Source organism: Erythrobacter sanguineus, assembly GCF_900143235.1.
Classification (GTDB): Bacteria; Pseudomonadota; Alphaproteobacteria; order Sphingomonadales; family Sphingomonadaceae; genus Erythrobacter; species Erythrobacter sanguineus.
On the sequence record NZ_FRDF01000014.1, the window covers coordinates 1 to 15,893 of the forward strand.

Annotated in this window: 20 protein-coding genes; 8 read left to right on the top strand and 12 right to left on the bottom strand. The window is 64.5% G+C overall.

The window, feature by feature from the left end; all coding sequences use genetic code 11:
- Both BUA05_RS11570 and BUA05_RS11575 read left to right on the top strand, forming a co-directional pair.
- Positions 1 to 266 (top strand): integrase core domain-containing protein (locus tag BUA05_RS11570; protein ID WP_143150309.1); only part of this gene is annotated, 266 nt, incomplete at its 5' end.
- 93 nt (positions 267 to 359) lie between these two features.
- Entirely contained in the window at positions 360 to 1,268 is a 909-nt protein-coding gene (locus BUA05_RS11575; protein WP_072675178.1) for a lysozyme inhibitor LprI family protein, read from the top strand.
- Positions 1,269 to 1,567: 299 nt separating this feature from the next.
- Here BUA05_RS11575 and BUA05_RS11580 read toward each other — a convergent pair whose 3' ends face one another.
- Positions 1,568 to 2,035, bottom strand: a complete 468-nt coding sequence (locus tag BUA05_RS11580) for a nucleoside deaminase (RefSeq protein ID WP_245790182.1) — start codon at positions 2,033 to 2,035, stop codon at positions 1,568 to 1,570.
- A 130-nt stretch (positions 2,036 to 2,165) separates the two neighbouring features.
- Here BUA05_RS11580 and rpmB point away from each other — a divergent pair, with 130 nt between their 5' ends.
- Positions 2,166 to 2,453: a 50S ribosomal protein L28 gene (rpmB, locus tag BUA05_RS11585; protein WP_072675179.1), complete on the top strand. Its 288-nt coding sequence runs from the start codon at positions 2,166 to 2,168 to the stop codon at positions 2,451 to 2,453.
- A 75-nt stretch (positions 2,454 to 2,528) separates the two neighbouring features.
- On the opposite strand, the gene BUA05_RS11590 is transcribed toward rpmB, so the two are convergent.
- Genes BUA05_RS11590 through xseA form a run of 3 tightly spaced genes read right to left on the bottom strand, consistent with a single transcriptional unit; the run spans position 2,529 to position 5,270 of the window.
- Complete coding sequence (locus tag BUA05_RS11590) at positions 2,529 to 3,485, bottom strand: esterase-like activity of phytase family protein (RefSeq protein WP_072675180.1); 957 nt, start codon at positions 3,483 to 3,485, stop codon at positions 2,529 to 2,531.
- A 6-nt stretch (positions 3,486 to 3,491) separates the two neighbouring features.
- Entirely contained in the window at positions 3,492 to 3,707 is a 216-nt protein-coding gene (locus tag BUA05_RS11595; RefSeq protein ID WP_072675181.1) for a DUF2093 domain-containing protein, read from the bottom strand.
- Positions 3,708 to 3,731: 24 nt separating this feature from the next.
- Positions 3,732 to 5,270, bottom strand: coding sequence for an exodeoxyribonuclease VII large subunit (xseA, locus tag BUA05_RS11600; protein WP_072675182.1), 1,539 nt, complete (start codon positions 5,268 to 5,270; stop codon positions 3,732 to 3,734).
- Between xseA and purD the strand changes: the two genes are divergently transcribed.
- The gene (gene purD, locus BUA05_RS11605; RefSeq protein ID WP_072675183.1) at positions 5,269 to 6,543 is read left to right on the top strand and encodes a phosphoribosylamine--glycine ligase; all 1,275 of its coding nucleotides are present in this window, start codon (positions 5,269 to 5,271) and stop codon (positions 6,541 to 6,543) included. The genes xseA and purD overlap by 2 nt on opposite strands.
- A gap of 237 nt (positions 6,544 to 6,780) precedes the next feature.
- Here purD and BUA05_RS11610 read toward each other — a convergent pair whose 3' ends face one another.
- Complete coding sequence (locus BUA05_RS11610) at positions 6,781 to 7,536, bottom strand: hypothetical protein (RefSeq protein WP_143150310.1); 756 nt, start codon at positions 7,534 to 7,536, stop codon at positions 6,781 to 6,783.
- 231 nt (positions 7,537 to 7,767) lie between these two features.
- On the opposite strand from BUA05_RS11610, the gene BUA05_RS11615 reads away from it, so the two are divergent.
- The gene (locus BUA05_RS11615) at positions 7,768 to 8,160 is read left to right on the top strand and encodes a hypothetical protein (protein ID WP_143150311.1); all 393 of its coding nucleotides are present in this window, start codon (positions 7,768 to 7,770) and stop codon (positions 8,158 to 8,160) included.
- 268 nt (positions 8,161 to 8,428) lie between these two features.
- Here BUA05_RS11615 and BUA05_RS11620 read toward each other — a convergent pair whose 3' ends face one another.
- The gene (locus BUA05_RS11620; protein WP_072675186.1) at positions 8,429 to 9,430 is read right to left on the bottom strand and encodes an adenosine kinase; all 1,002 of its coding nucleotides are present in this window, start codon (positions 9,428 to 9,430) and stop codon (positions 8,429 to 8,431) included.
- A gap of 126 nt (positions 9,431 to 9,556) precedes the next feature.
- On the opposite strand from BUA05_RS11620, the gene BUA05_RS11625 reads away from it, so the two are divergent.
- The 3 genes from BUA05_RS11625 to BUA05_RS11635 are packed head-to-tail and all read left to right on the top strand — an operon-like array spanning position 9,557 to position 11,651.
- Complete coding sequence (locus BUA05_RS11625) at positions 9,557 to 10,258, top strand: EI24 domain-containing protein (protein ID WP_072675187.1); 702 nt, start codon at positions 9,557 to 9,559, stop codon at positions 10,256 to 10,258.
- On the top strand, positions 10,255 to 10,650 hold the full coding sequence (locus BUA05_RS11630; RefSeq protein ID WP_072675188.1) for a hypothetical protein: 396 nt from the start codon (positions 10,255 to 10,257) through the stop codon (positions 10,648 to 10,650). The genes BUA05_RS11625 and BUA05_RS11630 overlap by 4 nt, the downstream gene beginning before the upstream one ends.
- Positions 10,651 to 10,709: 59 nt before the next feature.
- Positions 10,710 to 11,651 (top strand): hypothetical protein, encoded by a 942-nt coding sequence (locus BUA05_RS11635; RefSeq protein ID WP_072675274.1) that lies wholly within the window; start codon positions 10,710 to 10,712, stop codon positions 11,649 to 11,651.
- A 104-nt stretch (positions 11,652 to 11,755) separates the two neighbouring features.
- Here the strand turns inward: BUA05_RS11635 and BUA05_RS11640 are convergent, their stop codons facing one another.
- Genes BUA05_RS11640 through sufC form a run of 6 tightly spaced genes read right to left on the bottom strand, consistent with a single transcriptional unit; the run spans position 11,756 to position 15,849 of the window.
- A complete protein-coding gene (locus BUA05_RS11640; RefSeq protein WP_072675189.1) occupies positions 11,756 to 12,121 on the bottom strand; it encodes a HesB/IscA family protein in 366 nt (121 codons plus the stop codon).
- Positions 12,118 to 12,615 carry a GNAT family N-acetyltransferase gene (locus BUA05_RS11645; protein WP_072675190.1) on the bottom strand — a complete coding sequence of 166 codons (498 nt, stop codon included), beginning with the start codon at positions 12,613 to 12,615 and terminating at the stop codon, positions 12,118 to 12,120. The genes BUA05_RS11640 and BUA05_RS11645 overlap by 4 nt, the downstream gene beginning before the upstream one ends.
- Positions 12,612 to 13,109 carry a DUF59 domain-containing protein gene (locus BUA05_RS11650; RefSeq protein ID WP_084662642.1) on the bottom strand — a complete coding sequence of 166 codons (498 nt, stop codon included), beginning with the start codon at positions 13,107 to 13,109 and terminating at the stop codon, positions 12,612 to 12,614. Before BUA05_RS11650 ends, BUA05_RS11645 begins: the two co-directional genes overlap by 4 nt.
- Before the next feature lie 3 nt (positions 13,110 to 13,112).
- Positions 13,113 to 14,339 carry an aminotransferase class V-fold PLP-dependent enzyme gene (locus tag BUA05_RS11655; protein ID WP_072675191.1) on the bottom strand — a complete coding sequence of 409 codons (1,227 nt, stop codon included), beginning with the start codon at positions 14,337 to 14,339 and terminating at the stop codon, positions 13,113 to 13,115.
- The gene (locus BUA05_RS11660) at positions 14,336 to 15,097 is read right to left on the bottom strand and encodes a SufD family Fe-S cluster assembly protein (RefSeq protein ID WP_072675192.1); all 762 of its coding nucleotides are present in this window, start codon (positions 15,095 to 15,097) and stop codon (positions 14,336 to 14,338) included. Before BUA05_RS11660 ends, BUA05_RS11655 begins: the two co-directional genes overlap by 4 nt.
- Positions 15,094 to 15,849: a Fe-S cluster assembly ATPase SufC gene (gene sufC, locus BUA05_RS11665; protein WP_072675193.1), complete on the bottom strand. Its 756-nt coding sequence runs from the start codon at positions 15,847 to 15,849 to the stop codon at positions 15,094 to 15,096. The genes BUA05_RS11660 and sufC overlap by 4 nt, the downstream gene beginning before the upstream one ends.
- Positions 15,850 to 15,893 lie beyond the last annotated feature (44 nt).

Sequence of the window (15,893 nt, forward strand, 5' to 3'; positions counted from 1 at the left end):
AAACCCAAGGCAAGATCGAGCGTTGGCACCAGACCCTGAAGAACCGCATCCTGCTGGAAAACTACTTCTTGCCCGGTGACCTCGAGGCCCAGATCGAGCCCTTCGTCGAGCACTACAACCACCAGCGTTATCACGAAGCGCTGTCCAACGTGACGCCCGCCGACGCCTACCTCGGCAGGGCGGCTTCCATCCTCAATCAGCGTGAAAGGATCAAGCGACACACCATCGAACATCGGCGCTTGCAACACCGCAAGCTCGCCGCCTAAAACCAACCCCCAGACGAGGTCCGCACTCCGCTAATCTACGCCGCAAGTTGTGCCAAATGTTCTGACGACGGACACTTCACAGGGGCGTGAGTAATGGTTGGAATGCGGACGAAATCTCTGTTTACGCTGGCATTTGCGTCTATTGCGCTGGCATCGTGCTCAGCTTTTTCTGAGACCAATTGTTCAGACGACAGTTCCAAGGGCGCTCTCGAAAGCGCCATCCGTGAAGGGCTTGAGAAAGTGGCCCTTGAGCGGGCGCAGGACGATGACGGTAATTATCTTATCAGCGCATCTTCTGTCCGGGCTTCAGTTGCCACGGTTAAGTTGATCCTTGAGGACATCCGCACCACAAAAGAAGACCCGGACAGCACCAAGCGTTTCTGCACGGGCACGCTCAAAATCGTGTTCTCGCCCGAAACCTTCAAGTCAGCGGATGCCGCCCGCGAATTGCTTGGACTGCCCAAGATCGCAAATGCCATAGATGATGCGGAAATGGATAAAGGGGCTGACTACCTCAAGGGATCGCTGGATTACAGCGTTCAGCCCACCGATGATGGCGAAAAGGTGTTCGCCGAGTTCGAGCGTTCGGATGGCAAGCTCGACATATTCGGCGAGGTGGTTGCCGCTTCTCTGCTGCGTGATCGGATCGAGAACAAAATAAGGGTCGAAAAGCAAGAAGCCGAACTCGCCCGCAAGCAAGAAGAAGAGGCTGTTCAGGCCATGCTCAATGCTGGACTTGAGGCGGCCGTGGCGCAGCGCAAGGCCTCGCAAGAGGCCATCGGTGTTGTGTGGAATTCGATCGATGCTGATGTGCGAAAGCAGCTGTTGGCACAACAGAGGGCGTGGATTAAACAGAAGGACGCGGCGTGCCGCGTTGAAGGCTTGCAGTATTCGACCGAACCGACTGAACAAAAGACCGCCGAAGCCAATTGCCAGGCTCGAGAAAATAACAATCGGGCTAACCAGCTGAGTGGATATATACCATACGAAGAGGGTTATTGATTCTAACCCACCCAAATGGCTCGTCATGTCGCCGTCGCACTGCGGATTAATCCCAGAACCTGCCATCGAGATCTATCGGCAAGCATGCTTGCTTTCAGGCGATCGCATGACCATTTGTTGTAATAGCCATAAGAGCGCCAAGCTGACACTGGCGGGCACAGCGGATCAATAAAGCGATCACTTATGTCTGATCGATATAGGTTTTTGCTCGTCTATCGGTATGGCAAAAAATCAATGATTAGAGAGCGATCACCCAGCTCTCATGTTCATCCTTCCCGGTGCGCCAGCCTTTGCGCGTTTCAGCGCCTTTCGCGGAAGAACGTCTTGAGCAAATCTGCCGCGGCGTCCTCGCCAATGCCGGAATAGACTTCGGGCCGATGCAGGCATTGCGGCTGGTCGAAGACCCGCGCGCCATGTTCGACCGCGCCGCCCTTGGGATCGCTGGCGGCATAATACAGCCGGGCGATGCGCGCATGGGCGATCGCGCCGGCGCACATTGCGCAAGGCTCCAGCGTCACCCACAATTCGCAATCCGCCAGCCGTTCATCGCCCAGCGCGCGGGCGGCCCGCCTGATCGCAAGGATTTCGGCATGGGCGGTGGGATCATGCAGGTCGCGGGGGCTGTTATGGGCCTCGGCAATCACCACCCCATCCTTGACCACCACCGCACCAATCGGCACCTCGCCGGCTTCGGCAGCGGCGCGGGCCTGCGCCAGAGCAAGGCTCATCGGCGGGGGAAGCGGCCACTGGGGGGTCGGGCGGTTCATCGCCTGGTGCGCTAGCCCGGGCGCTGCACGGGCGCAACTTGCTTGACGATTCGGGTCGGCCCCGTTATGCGCCCCGCTTTCCTTGCCTAGGCCCAAGCTTAGGCCCGATTTTTACGAGAAGAGACAAACTATGTCGCGCATCTGCGAACTGACCGGCAAGGGCCGTCAGGTGGGCCACAATGTGAGCCACGCCAACAACAAGACCAAGCGCGTGTTTCTGCCCAACCTGCAGAACGTGACGCTGATGAGCGAAAAGCTCGATCGCAGCTTCAAGTTCCGCGTGTCGACCCACGGTCTGCGCTCGGTCGAACACAATGGCGGTCTCGATAACTGGTTGATCAAGACCAGCGACGAAAAGCTTTCGGCCAATGCGCTTAAGGTGAAGCGCGAACTGGTGAAGGCGCAGGCTGCCGCCTGATTGGCGCGCGTCCTGCGGGACGTGGCGATATGATAGAGCGCTCGGGGTTGCCCGGGCGCTTTTCATTTGTCCGGCTCAGGCGCTGGGATCAAACACCAGCTTGGCCAGCAAGGTGCGCTGGAAGGTCGCAAAGTTGTCGTCCGACATGATCCACACATCCAGCCGCCCATCCTGGCGCGCACGCACCGCCAGCCCTTCATAATTGTCGCGTGGCACCACGCCATCCAGCGCCAGTGCGGTCGTCGGCGCAAAGGTGCCGCCCGCAACAGGGGCTGGCCCGATCGCCAGCAGCGCGGAAAAGGGCGGCCAGATCCGGGGTGAAGGCCGCTTCAGACTGCGCATCAGCACCAGCAGCCGGCCATCTGGCAGCTGCGCAAGATCGGTCGCCGCATAGCCTTTGGCCGGAGAGCGGAAGGCGAAACTGGCCGGCTTGCCGCCATCGACCGGATCGGCAACAAAGATCAGCCCGGTGCGGTTGTTTTCGGGCAGGACGACAAAGCGTCCGTCCGCCAGTCGCACCATCGCTTCGATCCCGCTATTCATCGGCCAATCCACTTCGCCGGTCAGGCCGCGCACCCCATCAGCCGCGCTGGCGCTGGTGAAGCGGTGGATCAGATGGGTCTGTTCATAGGCCAGCCAATAATGCCCGCTGTCAGGGGCGCGGGTTGCGGCCTCGATATCGGTCAGCGTGTACTGATCGCCGGGTTGCACCAGCTGGCGATCCAGCTGGCGCGTGGCATCGGGCAGGTCAGGCTCGGTCAGGGTAAAGCGAAAGCCGCGGTCGGAAAAGGCCTGCAGGGTGCCCGACCTGAGCGCAAGCATGGCCGAAAATCCGCCAAAATGCAGGCTCTCGGCGCTATACTGCCATACACCGACACGTTCCCACCCCGCCGTCCCGGTCGGCTGCGGCCCGGCGATCAGGGCGACATCGATCTGTTGGGGAACCTTGTGTTCCACCTCCGTCCGCAGCCATGTGCCGGGCGCGCAGAGCAACGTCACGGCGAGCGCCGCTAGCAGCCGCTGGCGGCGCATTGCAGACTATTGACCCGCCGGATCGAAACCGAGCAGGCGGCGCGTGGCAATCTCGCACGAGGCATAGGCCTCTTGCCGTTCGGCGCTCCAGTAACGCAAATCGGCGAGCGCGATCGGCATGCTTGTCACCGCGCACAACACGTGGTTGCCCGGGCGCAGCACGCGAAAGCTGGAGGGGCCGTAATACAGCTTGGCGGTCTTGTCGGCGGAGGACATCAGCATGGCACGCCCGATAGCACCACTGGCCTAGCTGAACAAATCATCTTGTGCCGCGCCGGGGCCGGGGCGCTTTGGCGCGGGGCGCGGACGGGGCGGCGCACTGCCTGCGGGGACGGCATCGAGCCTGCCGTCGCGAAACTGCAACACCAGCGCCGCTTCGCGCGCAGCATCGGCGCTGGTGGTGAGCGCCTTGCCCTCGGCATCGCGGATAATGGCATAGCCGCGCTCCAGCGGCTTTTCGGGATGAAGCTGGCTCATTACCCGTGTGAGCGCTCCCAGCCGGTCGGCGCCTGCCTGCAAGGGCCGCTCCACCAGCGCCGGGGTGAGCCGGGCGCGGGCGAGGCGTTCGGCAGCGGTCTGGGCCGGGCGCTGCACCAGGGCCGGGGTGAGGCCAACGCGATCCAGCCGCCGCCGCACTTCGGCAAGGCTGCGGGCAAGCAGGCTGGGCGAGAGCCGCGCGGCCGCGCCGGCCAGCCGCTCACGCCCCTTGGCCGAACGCTCACCCAGCCCGCGCCGCAGCCGTTCGGCCAGATCGTCGAGCCGCTGGGCCTGTGGTTGCAGCAGGTGTTCGGGCCGCGGCAGCAGCCGCGCCCGCGCCGCCAGCCGTTCGCGCCCCAGTTCGACCGGTCGGTAGACCGCGCGCGCCTGCCGCGTGCCGAAATCGGCCAGCGTCAGCATCAGATCGGCGCGCACCGGCACCGCCATTTCCGCCGCAGCCGTGGGCGTCGGCGCGCGGCGGTCGGCAGCGAAATCGGCCAGCGTCGTGTCGGTTTCGTGGCCCACGGCGCTGATCACCGGGATCGAACATTCGGCGATGGCGCGCACCACCGCTTCCTCGTTGAAGCTCCACAGATCCTCGATCGACCCGCCCCCGCGCGCCACGATCACCACATCGGGGCGCGGGACGGGACCGCCGGGCTGGATTGCGGAGAACCCGCGCACCGCCGCTGCCACCTGCTCCGCCGCGCCCTGCCCCTGCACCAGCACCGGCCAGACGATCACGTGGGTCGGGAAACGATCCGCCAGCCGGTGGAGAATATCGCGGATCACCGCGCCCGTCGGCGATGTCACCACCCCGATCACCTGCGGCAGAAACGGCAGGCGGCGCTTCTTGCTGTCCGCAAACAGCCCCTCCGCCGCCAGCCTTGCGCGCGTTTTCTCCAGCAGCGCCAGCAGCGCGCCTTCGCCCGCCAGTTCGAGGCTGTCGATCACGATCTGGTATTTGGAGCGCCCCGGATAGGTCGTCAGCTTGCCGGTCGCGATCACCTCCAGCCCGTCCTCGGCGCGGAAGTTCAGTCGCCCGGCGTTGCCCTTCCACATCACCCCGTCGATCACCGCGCCTTCATCCTTCAGCGCGCAGTAGAAATGCCCTGACGCCGCGCGTTTCACCCCCGACAATTCACCGCGCAGCCGCACATAGCCGAAGCGATCCTCGACCGTGCGCTTCAGCAGCGCGGATATTTCGCTGATGGTCAGCGGCTGCGCATTGTCGCCCGCGCCCGTGCGCGCTACCAGCCCGGCATCGTTACGACCGGTTGGGTCATCACTGTTCGGCGGAGGGGCCATGAATATCCTGCTTCTGGGTTCGGGAGGCCGCGAACATGCGCTGGCGTGGAAGCTGGCGCAATCCCCCAGCCTTACGCAGCTTTACGCTGCCCCCGGAAATCCCGGTATCGCCGAGGAGGTGGAGTTGGTCGCGCTGGATGTGACCGACCACGCCGCGGTAATCGCGTTCTGCGCCGACAAGACCATCGGCCTTGTGGTGATAGGCCCGGAAGCGCCGCTGGTGGATGGGCTGTCCGATGCCTTGCGCGCTGTCGGGGTGCCAGTGTTCGGCCCGTCGCAGGCCGCCGCGCAACTGGAAGGGTCGAAGGGCTTCACCAAGGATCTGTGCGCCCGCGCGGGCATCCCCACCGCTGGCTATGTCCGCACGTCCTCGCTCAAAGAAGCCCGCGCCGCGCTCACCCGCTTTGCTCCGCCTTACGTGCTCAAGGCCGATGGCCTGGCGGCGGGCAAGGGCGTGGTGATTGCCGATACCCTCGCTGATGCCGAGGCCGCGCTTGCCGATATGTTCGGCGGAGCCTTCGGCAGCGCGGGCGCTGAGGTGGTGGTCGAGGAATTCATGGCAGGCGAGGAAGCCAGCTTCTTCGCGCTGACCGACGGCACCGCCATTATCCCCTTCGGATCGGCGCAGGATCACAAGCGCGTGGGCGATGGCGACGTGGGGCCGAACACCGGCGGCATGGGCGCATACTCCCCCGCCCCGGTGTTGACGGCGGAGTTGCAGACGCAGGTGATGGCCGCAATCATCGAGCCGACCGTGCGGACGATGCGCGAGGACGGCCATCCCTATTCGGGCGTGCTCTATGCCGGGCTGATGCTGACGGCGGACGGCCCCAAGCTGATCGAATACAACGCCCGCTTCGGCGATCCCGAATGCCAGGTGCTGATGATGCGGCTGGAAAGCGATCTGGCGCAGATCATGCTCGCCTGCGCCAAGGGCGAACTGGCCGGGGTGGAGGCCGCGTTCCGTGCCGACACCGCGCTCACCGTGGTGATGGCGGCCAAAGGCTATCCCGGCACGCCCGAAAAGGGCGGCGCGATTGGTCTGGGCGATGCGCAAAGCAATGGGGCGAAGGTGTTCCACGCCGGAACCGCTCTGAACGACGGCGCGCTGGTGGCCAATGGCGGGCGGGTGCTGAACGTCACTGCGACCGGCGCGAACGTCACCGAAGCGCAGGGGCGCGCCTATGCCGCGGTTGACGCGATCACTTTCCCCTCCGGCTTCTGCCGCCGCGACATAGGATGGCGCGAAGTCGAGCGGGAAGGCGCAGCGTAGCGGCTGCTTTGCTGCGTCTTCGGAAAAAAGCGGACGTTCAGCAATCGACCCCCTCTCAGTCATTAGCGCTTGCCATTCTGCCTCCCAAAAGCGGACGCGGTTCGCGCTGGCTCTTTATGTCTCGAACTGTGGGCAAAAGCGGACATGGGGCGCAGGCGGTCATTGAGAATACCATACATCGCGATTGGACCGACAAGATTTAGCTGTTCTGAGGAACGGCAAGTGAAAGTTGGCCAATCATTTCGTTTTTCCCTGCCGAAAGGCTCCATGCTTAAGAGTTGCAGGCAAACTAAAATCTCTTTGGCCGTGGCCCCGCTTTAAGCTTGGCTCAGGGTATACACTGAGCCACTCAAGCCGGTCTCCGATCATATTGGTCACAGGTGAACTGGTCCGTGCCACGGTAATGTTCCTGAGCACCACACCTTGTCCAAAGGCAGCTTCCAAGTTTTCGAGCTCAAGCTTCTTCACGCTCACCGGGTCATTGGGGTCTTCGAAAGTTACTAGCATCGGCGCCGGATTCGGAGTCCTAGGATTATCGACTTGCGGGGCATTTGGCCAAAGCTCAATCACATCTTGATCGAGCTCTCTAAATACATGCCATATCATCTGCGATGCATGATCGGCATTACCGTTTACCCCAGTCAGGAGTGCAAAAAGGGCCTGGTCACCTGGCAAGTCTAAGGCCACAGCCTCACCGGTTACCTGCGCGAGGTGCCCACCGTTCATTGTCTTTGAGAACCGAATTTGGCGAACAGCTGACGCCGACAGCAGCCCTTGAGGCGTCTCTACCTCAACCGTTATCTTATACCTGAACGGCTTGGGACGTTGGGACCCGCTGCTTATTGCGCTCAAGACGAGTACAAGTGTGCCGAATGCCAAGGCAATCCAGACAATCCAAAGCATGATGCTCCCTTTCAAACTTTGCATATTCTCATCCCATGGATTCTGCTCTCGATTTAGACCTTTTCCAGTTAAAGCATAGGGATGCACCATACGTCGATAATTGGGGCGTTTGCTGCCATAAGCGGTTTGGCGTGAAAGTGTCTGCTCTCTCGGTGTTCATTTCCAAAACCGGACAGTCACAAAACCACCCACTTCCGGCCATTCGCACCCGACAGCGCACCGCCCAAAAGCAGTCATCCCGCCGGCTTGTCTGTTGGGAGGCTTGCGACAAATTTGATCCTGATCAAGGACAAGGTGACCCGAAAGGCCCATAGGGGCATTATGACCCTGAACCTCCTTCGCGCTTTCGCCATCCTCGCCGCGCCCTTGCTCGCGCTTTCCGCCTGTCAGAGCGCCGGAACGGACAACCCGCCGCCGATGGTGGGTAAGCGCACCGCGCCCTCGGCCGACATGCAGGCTCCGGCCTTTGTTCAGGGGGCATGCGGGGGGTGCCATGCGGCCGAACCGCCGTTCCTCTCGCCCAACCCGCAAGCGCCCAGCTTTGCCGCGATCGCCAACCGCCGGGGCCTTTCGGAAGCCTCGCTGGCCGATTGGCTGGCCGAGGCGCATAATTACCCCGAGGACATGGACTTCACCCTCACCGTTGCGCAGATCAACCAGATCGCGCGCTACATGGTGACGCTGCGCCGGGCCGGATACGTGCCCGACGAGTGAGCTTTCCTACAGGAGCGAAGGGGCGCTAGAACCAGCGCGCTCTTTGCCATCGTCAGCCGCCACACCCCCCCCGAAGCGAGAGGGTTTTCGCTTCCTGGACAGTGTCACCTGTGTCTCCAACTTCAGGAAACCGGGAACAACGCGGAACGCGCCGTGAAACGGCTGCGTAGCAGCCGCAGGGGCGACTGCCCGCCCGCAGCGATGCGAGCCTAAGCTCGCGTGAGCGAGGATATCGCACCCGCGCAAGGCGGGCGCGCAAACAAACACCTTACAACCGCTCTTCCATCAGCGCCTGCATATCGGCCTCGGGACGCGGGCCGTAATGGGCGATCACTTCGGAAGCGCAGATGGCCCCGCGTTTGAGACAGCGGGTCAGCGGCTCGCCCTTGGCATAGCCCGACAGGAAGCCCGCCGCGAACTGATCACCCGCACCGGTGGTGTCGATCACCTTGATCACCGGCACGGCGGCGACCTCGGCGCGTTCGCCGTGAGCGATGGCAACCGCGCCCTTCTCCGAACGGGTGGCGACCAGCACCGGCACCTTGCCTGCGACAGCGGCGAGGCCCGTTTCGAAGTCATCCTCGCCCGTCAGCGTCGCCAGCTCGCTTTCGTTGACGAACAGGATGTCGATCACGCCGTCTTCAATCATGGCGTGGAAATCGTCGCGGTGGCGATCGATCACGAAGCTTTCGGACGCGGTGAAGGCGACCTTGCGCCCGGCCTCGCGCGCGACCTCGATGGCGCGGCGCATGGCGCGGCGGGGCTCCTCCGGATCCCACAGATAGCCTTCGAGATAGAGGATCGCGCCGCTGGCGATCAGGTCTTCATCCAGCGCGGCGGCGGGAAGGAACTGGCCCGCCCCCAGAAAGGTGTTCATCGTCCGCTCGCCATCGGGGGTGACGAAGATCAGCACACGGCCTGTCGCAGGCTCGCCATCACGCGCCGGGGTGTCGAAATCGATGCCGGTGGCGCGCATGTCGTGGCGGAACACCTTGCCCAACTGATCATCGGCGACCTGGCCGATGAAGGCGCATTGCAGGCCGAGCGTGGCCAGCCCCGCCAGCGTGTTGGCTGCCGAACCGCCCGAGATCTCGCGCGCGGGCGGCATGGCTTCGTACAGTTCGTCGGCCCGCGCCTCGTCGATCAGGGTCATGCCGCCGCGATTGAGCTGAAGCTCGTCGATCAGCTCTTCCTCGCATGAGGCGATCACATCGACCACGGCATTGCCGATGGCGATCACGTCGTAGCGGGGCGGAGTGGTTTCGGGCACGGGCGGGTTCCTTGTCTGGCGTTTCCCGGTCGCCTAGCCGCCTTCGCCCGCCACGCCAAGCATCTGTGTGCGCCGCAGCATCGACGCGTTGACTTCGCGCAGCACACCTCGCATCGACCGGGGACCATGTCTGCCGTTCCCGCCGCCCTTGCCAAGGCCTTTGGCCAGCTTTCCGATCCCGCCGTGCTGCGTGTGCTGGGCAAGAGCATCGGCATCACGCTCGCGCTGTTCGCGGGGCTGGGCGCGGGCGTCTATTTCGGGCTTGCCGCAGTGATCGAAAGATACGGCTATGACGGCGAATGGGCCGGGGTGGTCGCGGCGGTGCTGGTGCCGGTGGCGATGTGGCTGTTGTTCCGGATCGTGGCGCTCGCGGTGCTGCAGTTCTTCGCCGACGAAATCGTCGCGGCGGTCGAGGCGCGGCATTATCCGGCGCTGGCAGCGCAAGCAAAACCGCTGCCCCTGCGCCGCGAGTTTGCCAATTCGCTGCGAGGATTGGCGCGCGCGCTTGGCTATAACCTGCTGGCCTTGCCGGTGGCGGGCATTCTCGCCTTCACCGCGATCGGCCCGGCGCTGGTGTTCCTTGGGGTGAATGCCGTGCTGCTGGGCCGCGAACTGGCCGACATGGCATGGCTGCGGCACTGCACGAGCCATGGCGACGGGGCCGAGCGGATCAACCCGGTCGCGCGGGGCGAACGCTTCGCGCTGGGGGCGGTGGTGGCCGGGATGATGCTGGTGCCCTTCGCCAATCTGCTGGCCCCGGTGATCGGCGCGGCGGCGGGAACCCATCTGGTGCTGCGGCGGCTGGAACAGGACGAAGGCGTGCGATGAAGACCGGTGCTCTTGCTGCCCTTACCGCGGCGTTCGTGCTTGCAGGATGTGCAGGCGGGGCAAAGCCTGCTCCTGCGCCCGCGCCGGCGCCGACCGGGGTGGTGCGGGTGCCGCAGGTGATGGCGCCGCAGGGCCTCGAAGGGGTGATCGGATCGCCGGCGGGCGTGCTGACCGGGCGGTTCGGCCCGCCGCGCATCGATCTGGCCGAAGGCGATGCGCGCAAGCTGCAGTTCGGCGGCGCGACCTGCGTGCTCGACATCTACCTCTATCCGCTGCGCCCCGGCGCGGATGCGGTTGCCGCCCATGTCGAGGCGCGGATGCGGCAAGGCGGGGACGAAGTCGATCGCGGCGCCTGCATCCGCGAGGTCGAGGCCCGCCAGCAGGTGCGGTAACTCTGTCTTAAGCCTGTTCGTGCCATGCCATGCGCGCAATCAAGGGATATGACCGGGCCATGACGACGCAATTCATCCAGCTTGCGAAAGCAGCCGCAGCCGATGGGCAGGTGACCACAGACGAACTGCTCGCGCTCCGCCGCGAAGGCTGGGGCGACGGGATCATCACCCGCGCCGAGGCCGGGGCACTGTTCGCGCTCAACAATGCGCTGATGGTGCGCAGCACGGAATGGGTCGATTTCTTCGTCGAGGCGATCGGCGAACACGTGCTCAACGGCACCCCGCCGCGGCTGCAATGTTCCGACGCCGAGGCGGCGTGGCTGATTGCGCAGATCGATCACGATGGCGTGGTCGAAAGCATGGCCGAACTCGAAGCCATGGTGCGGATCATCGAACGCGCCGAGAACACCGCCGAGCGGCTCAAGAACTATGTGCTTGGCGCTGTCGAACGCGAAGTGCTGACCGGGGTCGGCCCGACCCGCTGCGGCGGAGAACTCTCCGCCACCCATATCAGCGCGGCCGAATGCCGGATCATCCGCCGGGTGATCTTCGCCAGCGGCGGCCACGGGCCGGCGGCGGTGACCCGCTACGACGCAGAAATGCTGTTCCGCCTGAAGGACAAGACCCTCGCCGAGGAAAACGCTCCCGAGTGGGACGATCTATTCATCGATGGGGTGGCCAATTTCCTCAAGGGCTTTGCCTTCCAGAACGCGCAGGTCGGCCACGAACGCAAGCTGGAATTGGAAGCCTTCGTCGCCGACAATACCCCCAGCGTCGCCCGCTTCATGGGCCGTATGCTGCGCGAAGGATCGCAGGCGGGCAACCATTTCGGCAAGGTCTTCGGCAAGCGCCAGAGCGGGCCGGATTATGGCGCGCTGGCTGCCGCAGGCGAGGCCGTGACCGATCACGAACGCGAATGGCTTGAGAAAATGATCGACGCCGATGGCGCGGTGGACGAGCTGGAAAGCCGTCTGCTCGCCCGGATCGCGGCGGAAGGCTGATCGGCCAGCCCTTCAGCGCCGCACAATCCGAGACCGCCAGCCGCGCTGCCGGTGGGCGTAGAACACGCGCACGAACGCCGTGGCCAGGGCGACGCGCGCCATGATCAGACCATGAAGCTCTCGCCGCAGCCACAGGCACCCTTGGCATTCGGATTTTCGAACACGAAGCCAGCGGTGAAATCATCCTCGCGCCAGTCCATCACGCTGCCGATCAGGTAAAGCACACTGGCCCCGTCGATGTAGAAGGTGCCGCCGGGGGTTTCGATCTTTTCGTCGAACTTCGCTTCGGCGGTGACATAATCGACCGAATAGGCGAGGCCCGAACAGCCCCGGCGCGGGGTCGACAGCTTCACGCCGATGGCGTCGGCGGGCGCTTTGGCCATCAGATCGGCAATCCGGGCTTCGGCACCCGGAGTCAGGATCACGGCGGCCTTGGGCGCGGGGCGAGTGGTGGTGGTCGTTTCGGTCATGTCAGCCTCTTCTGCCAGAACAATGCGTGTCCGGCGGCGGGATCGAGTTGGTAATCGCCATAGCCATTGGCGGCATAAAGCCGCCTTGCCGGTTCATTACCGCTCAGCACTTCCAATGTGACCTTGCATGCGCCGCGGTTCAAGGCCTCGCTTTCGACAGCGGCGAGCAAGGCACGGCCGATCCCGGTGCCGCGATGGCCGGAAAGCACCGCGAAATCGTGGATGTTGACCATCGGGGCCGCGGCGAAGGTCGAATAGGCCATAAAGCAATTGGCCAGCCCCACCGCTGCATCATCCAGCCGCGCCAGCAGCGAGAAGGCGTGCGGGTTGGCCGCCAGATCGCCCACCAGCCGTACCTTCACCGCGTCGGGCAGCGGCCTGCCGCCGCCCATCGGGTCGCGGGCATAGGCATCGAGCAACGCCGCCACCGCCTCCGCATCGCGCGCCCTCGCATAATCGGCAAGGCCGATGGTGATGGCGGCTGCGTCGATCACAGCATCCCCAGTTCGAGCCGTGCCTCGTCGCTCATCTTGTGCGGGCCCCAGGCGGGCTCCCACACCAGCACCACCTCGGCATCGCGGATGCCCGGCACCGATGCACAGCGCAACTCGACCTCGCCCGGCATGGTTTCTGCAACGGGGCAATGCGGCGTGGTCAGCGTCATGGTGACGGTGGCGTCGGAATTTTCATCCACCTCGACCCCGTAGATAAGACCCAGATCATAGATATTGACCGGGATTTCCGGGTCAAAGATCTCGCGCAGCGCCGCGATCACATCGGCCTGCAGGTCGCTGCCCGGCCCGCCCGGAGCGCCCTCGGCAGGCTTGGCGGCGAGGAATCCGTCGAGATAGTCGCGGGCGCGCGGAGCCTCCGGCGCATCGTCAGGGTCGGGTGCATCCGCCACCCGGGCGCGCGGCGGCTTGGCCGGGGCCGCATCCTGGGACAGGGCTTCGGCAAGATCGTCGCGGGGTTCCTGCTGGTCGTGCATGGGTCAGGCCTTTCCAAAGATCCGGCGGGTGCGGGCAACGCCGGCGATGAACGCATCAATATCGGCCTCGGTCGAATAAAGGCCGAAGCTGGCGCGCGCGGTGGCGGGGACGCCAAGGTAATCCATCAGCGGCTGAGCGCAGTGGTGGCCCGCACGGATCGCGACATTCGCCTCGTCGAGGATGGTGCCGAGATCATGCGGGTGAATATCATCGATGGCGAAGCTGACGATGCCCGCGCTGTCGGCCGGGCCGAACAGGGTAACATCATTCATCGCCCCGAGTTCGCGCCGCAACCGGGTGACCAGCGCGGCTTCGTGCGCGTGGATCTGATCGCGCCCGATGGCGTCGACATAATCGGCGGCAGCAGCAAAGGCGATGGCTTCGGTAATCGCGGGCGTCCCGGCCTCGAACCGCTGCGGCGCTGGGGCATAGGTGGTGGCTTCAAACGTCACGCGGTCGATCATCGCGCCCCCGCCCTGCCACGGCGGCATGGCATCGAGCAGTTCGGCCCGCGCCCACAGCGCGCCGATGCCGGTGGGCCCATAAAGCTTGTGCGCGCTGAAGACGTAGAAATCGCAGTCAAGCGCGCTGACATTGACGCCCATGTGCGGCGCGCTCTGGCACCCGTCGAGCAGCAGTTTCGCGCCGACTTTGTGCGCCAAAGCCGCCGCCCGCTTCGCATCAAGCACGCTGCCCGTGACGTTGGAGACATGCGCCAGCGCAACCAGCTTGTGCCGCTCGGTCAGCATCGCTTCTGCCGCATCCAGATCAATGCAGTGATCGTCTGTCAGCGGGCAGACATCGATGTGGGCGCCGACCTCTGCCGCGATCATCTGCCAGGGCACGATGTTGGAATGATGTTCAAGCTGCGACAGCAGGATGCGGTCACCGGCCTTCAGGTTTGTCCGGCCCCAGGTCTGGGCGACAAGGTTGATGGCCTCAGTCGCGCCGCGGGTGAAGACCACTTCTTCCTCCAGCCCGCCAAGGAAGCGCGCAATCCGCCGCCGCGCCGCCTCGTAAGCCAGCGTCATTTCGGCCGAGCGGGCATAGACCCCGCGATGCACAGTGGCGTAATCCTCGCCCAGCGCGCGCGCCATGGCATCGATCACCGCGCGCGGTTTCTGCGCGGTCGCGGCGGTATCAAGGTAATGCCACGGCTGGCCCTCGGCCGTGGTCAGGCCGGGGAACTCGGCCCGCAGATCGCGGGTGATGGTGGCGGGCGCGTTCACAGCTTCGCCCCTTCCAGCGCGGCCAGCGCCGCATCGAGCAACCGCTCATGCTCACCCTCGTCATCCAGCGCCACAAAGGCATCGCCGATGAAGGCCTGCACCAGCAGCCGCTGCACAGCCGCCGGGTCAAGCCCGCGCGCCATCATGTAGAAACGGGCGGATTCGTCCAGTTCGCCCACCGTTGCGCCGTGCGCGCATTTGACGTCATCGGCGAAGATTTCGAGCTGCGGGACGGCGTTGGCGCTGGCACCTGCTTCCAGCAGCAGGCCTTTGAAATCCTGCGCGGCGTCGGTTTTCTGCGCATCGCGCGCGACCTTGATCTCGCCAAGGAAATTGCCGGTCCCGGTGTTCCAGTGAACCGCGCGGATGGTCTGGTTGCTGGTCGCCTCAGGTTCGGCATGGACGACCTGCGTCACAAACTCGCGGGTCGCATCGCCGCCGCCGATGGTGACCCCGCCAAATTCGAAATGCGCGCCCTTGGCGAGCCGCACTTCGATCTCGACGCGGGTGTAATCGCGCCCGGCATTGGTTACGAAGAACGCAGCGGTCGCACCTTCACCCAGCGTCACGCGAAATCGGTGCAGTTCGGGCGCGTCGCTGCCGACGATGAAGCACCGCATCAGGCTCTCGCCAGCAGCAACGGCGATCTCTTCCCACTGCTCAAGCGCTTCAGCGCCCAGCCGCGCCACGCCATCCATATCGGCATAGCGCCATGCCTCGTCACGGCGGGTTGGGAGAGTCGCAACAGCGCCGGTCATGCCATCACCGCATCATAGCCCTCGGCCTCGAGCCTGAGCGCGAGTTCCGGCCCGCCGGTCTCGACGATCCGGCCTCCGGCGAGCACGCTCACCTTGTCGGGCTTCACCACGTCGAGCAGGCGCTGGTAGTGGGTGATCAGCAGCACCGCCTTGTCGGGTGCGCGCATGATGGAATTGATCCCTGCGCCCACGATCCGCAGCGCATCGATATCGAGGCCAGAGTCGGTTTCATCCAGCACGGCAAACGAGGGGTTGAGGATCCCCATCTGCACCATCTCGGCGCGCTTTTTCTCGCCGCCGGAGAAGCCGACATTCACCTGCCGCTTGAGCATGTCCATATCCATCTGGAGCAGCGCGGCCTTGTCCTTGGCGAGTTTCAGGAATTCGCCGCCCGACAGCGGTTCTTCGCCGCGCGCCTTGCGCTGCGAATTGAGCGCCTCGCGCAGGAACTGCACGTTGGAGACGCCGGGGATCTCGACCGGGTACTGGAAGCCGAGGAACAGCCCCGCCGCCGCGCGTTCGTGCGGGTCGAGCGCCAGCAGATCCTGCCCGTTGAAGGTCACGCTGCCTTCGGTCACGTCATAACCCGGCTTGCCGCCGAGCACGTTCGACAGCGTCGATTTGCCCGCGCCGTTGGGGCCCATGATCGCGTGAATCTCGCCCGCCGGGACGGTGAGCGTCAGCCCCTTGAGGATCGGCTTGGGGTTTTCGCTGCCACCGACAGTGGCGTGGAGGTTGGTGATTTCAAGCATATCAGTCCTCAAAGTTCATCGTCTCCCCGGCCTTGAGCCGGGGT

Bases quoted from the DNA above. Each gene is read 5' to 3' on its own strand.
- BUA05_RS11575 (WP_072675178.1), top strand. From the start codon at position 360: ATGGTTGGAATGCGGACGAAATCTCTGTTTACGCTGGCATTTGCGTCT.
- BUA05_RS11580 (WP_245790182.1), bottom strand. From the start codon at position 2,035: ATGAACCGCCCGACCCCCCAGTGGCCGCTTCCCCCGCCGATGAGCCTT.
- rpmB (WP_072675179.1), top strand. From the start codon at position 2,166: ATGTCGCGCATCTGCGAACTGACCGGCAAGGGCCGTCAGGTGGGCCAC.
- BUA05_RS11590 (WP_072675180.1), bottom strand. From the start codon at position 3,485: ATGCGCCGCCAGCGGCTGCTAGCGGCGCTCGCCGTGACGTTGCTCTGC.
- BUA05_RS11595 (WP_072675181.1), bottom strand. From the start codon at position 3,707: ATGCTGATGTCCTCCGCCGACAAGACCGCCAAGCTGTATTACGGCCCC.
- purD (WP_072675183.1), top strand. From the start codon at position 5,269: ATGAATATCCTGCTTCTGGGTTCGGGAGGCCGCGAACATGCGCTGGCG.
- xseA (WP_072675182.1), bottom strand. From the start codon at position 5,270: ATGGCCCCTCCGCCGAACAGTGATGACCCAACCGGTCGTAACGATGCC.
- BUA05_RS11610 (WP_143150310.1), bottom strand. From the start codon at position 7,536: ATGGTGCATCCCTATGCTTTAACTGGAAAAGGTCTAAATCGAGAGCAG.
- BUA05_RS11615 (WP_143150311.1), top strand. From the start codon at position 7,768: ATGACCCTGAACCTCCTTCGCGCTTTCGCCATCCTCGCCGCGCCCTTG.
- BUA05_RS11625 (WP_072675187.1), top strand. From the start codon at position 9,557: ATGTCTGCCGTTCCCGCCGCCCTTGCCAAGGCCTTTGGCCAGCTTTCC.
- BUA05_RS11630 (WP_072675188.1), top strand. From the start codon at position 10,255: ATGAAGACCGGTGCTCTTGCTGCCCTTACCGCGGCGTTCGTGCTTGCA.
- BUA05_RS11635 (WP_072675274.1), top strand. From the start codon at position 10,710: ATGACGACGCAATTCATCCAGCTTGCGAAAGCAGCCGCAGCCGATGGG.
- BUA05_RS11640 (WP_072675189.1), bottom strand. From the start codon at position 12,121: ATGACCGAAACGACCACCACCACTCGCCCCGCGCCCAAGGCCGCCGTG.
- BUA05_RS11650 (WP_084662642.1), bottom strand. From the start codon at position 13,109: ATGCACGACCAGCAGGAACCCCGCGACGATCTTGCCGAAGCCCTGTCC.
- BUA05_RS11660 (WP_072675192.1), bottom strand. From the start codon at position 15,097: ATGACCGGCGCTGTTGCGACTCTCCCAACCCGCCGTGACGAGGCATGG.
- sufC (WP_072675193.1), bottom strand. From the start codon at position 15,849: ATGCTTGAAATCACCAACCTCCACGCCACTGTCGGTGGCAGCGAAAAC.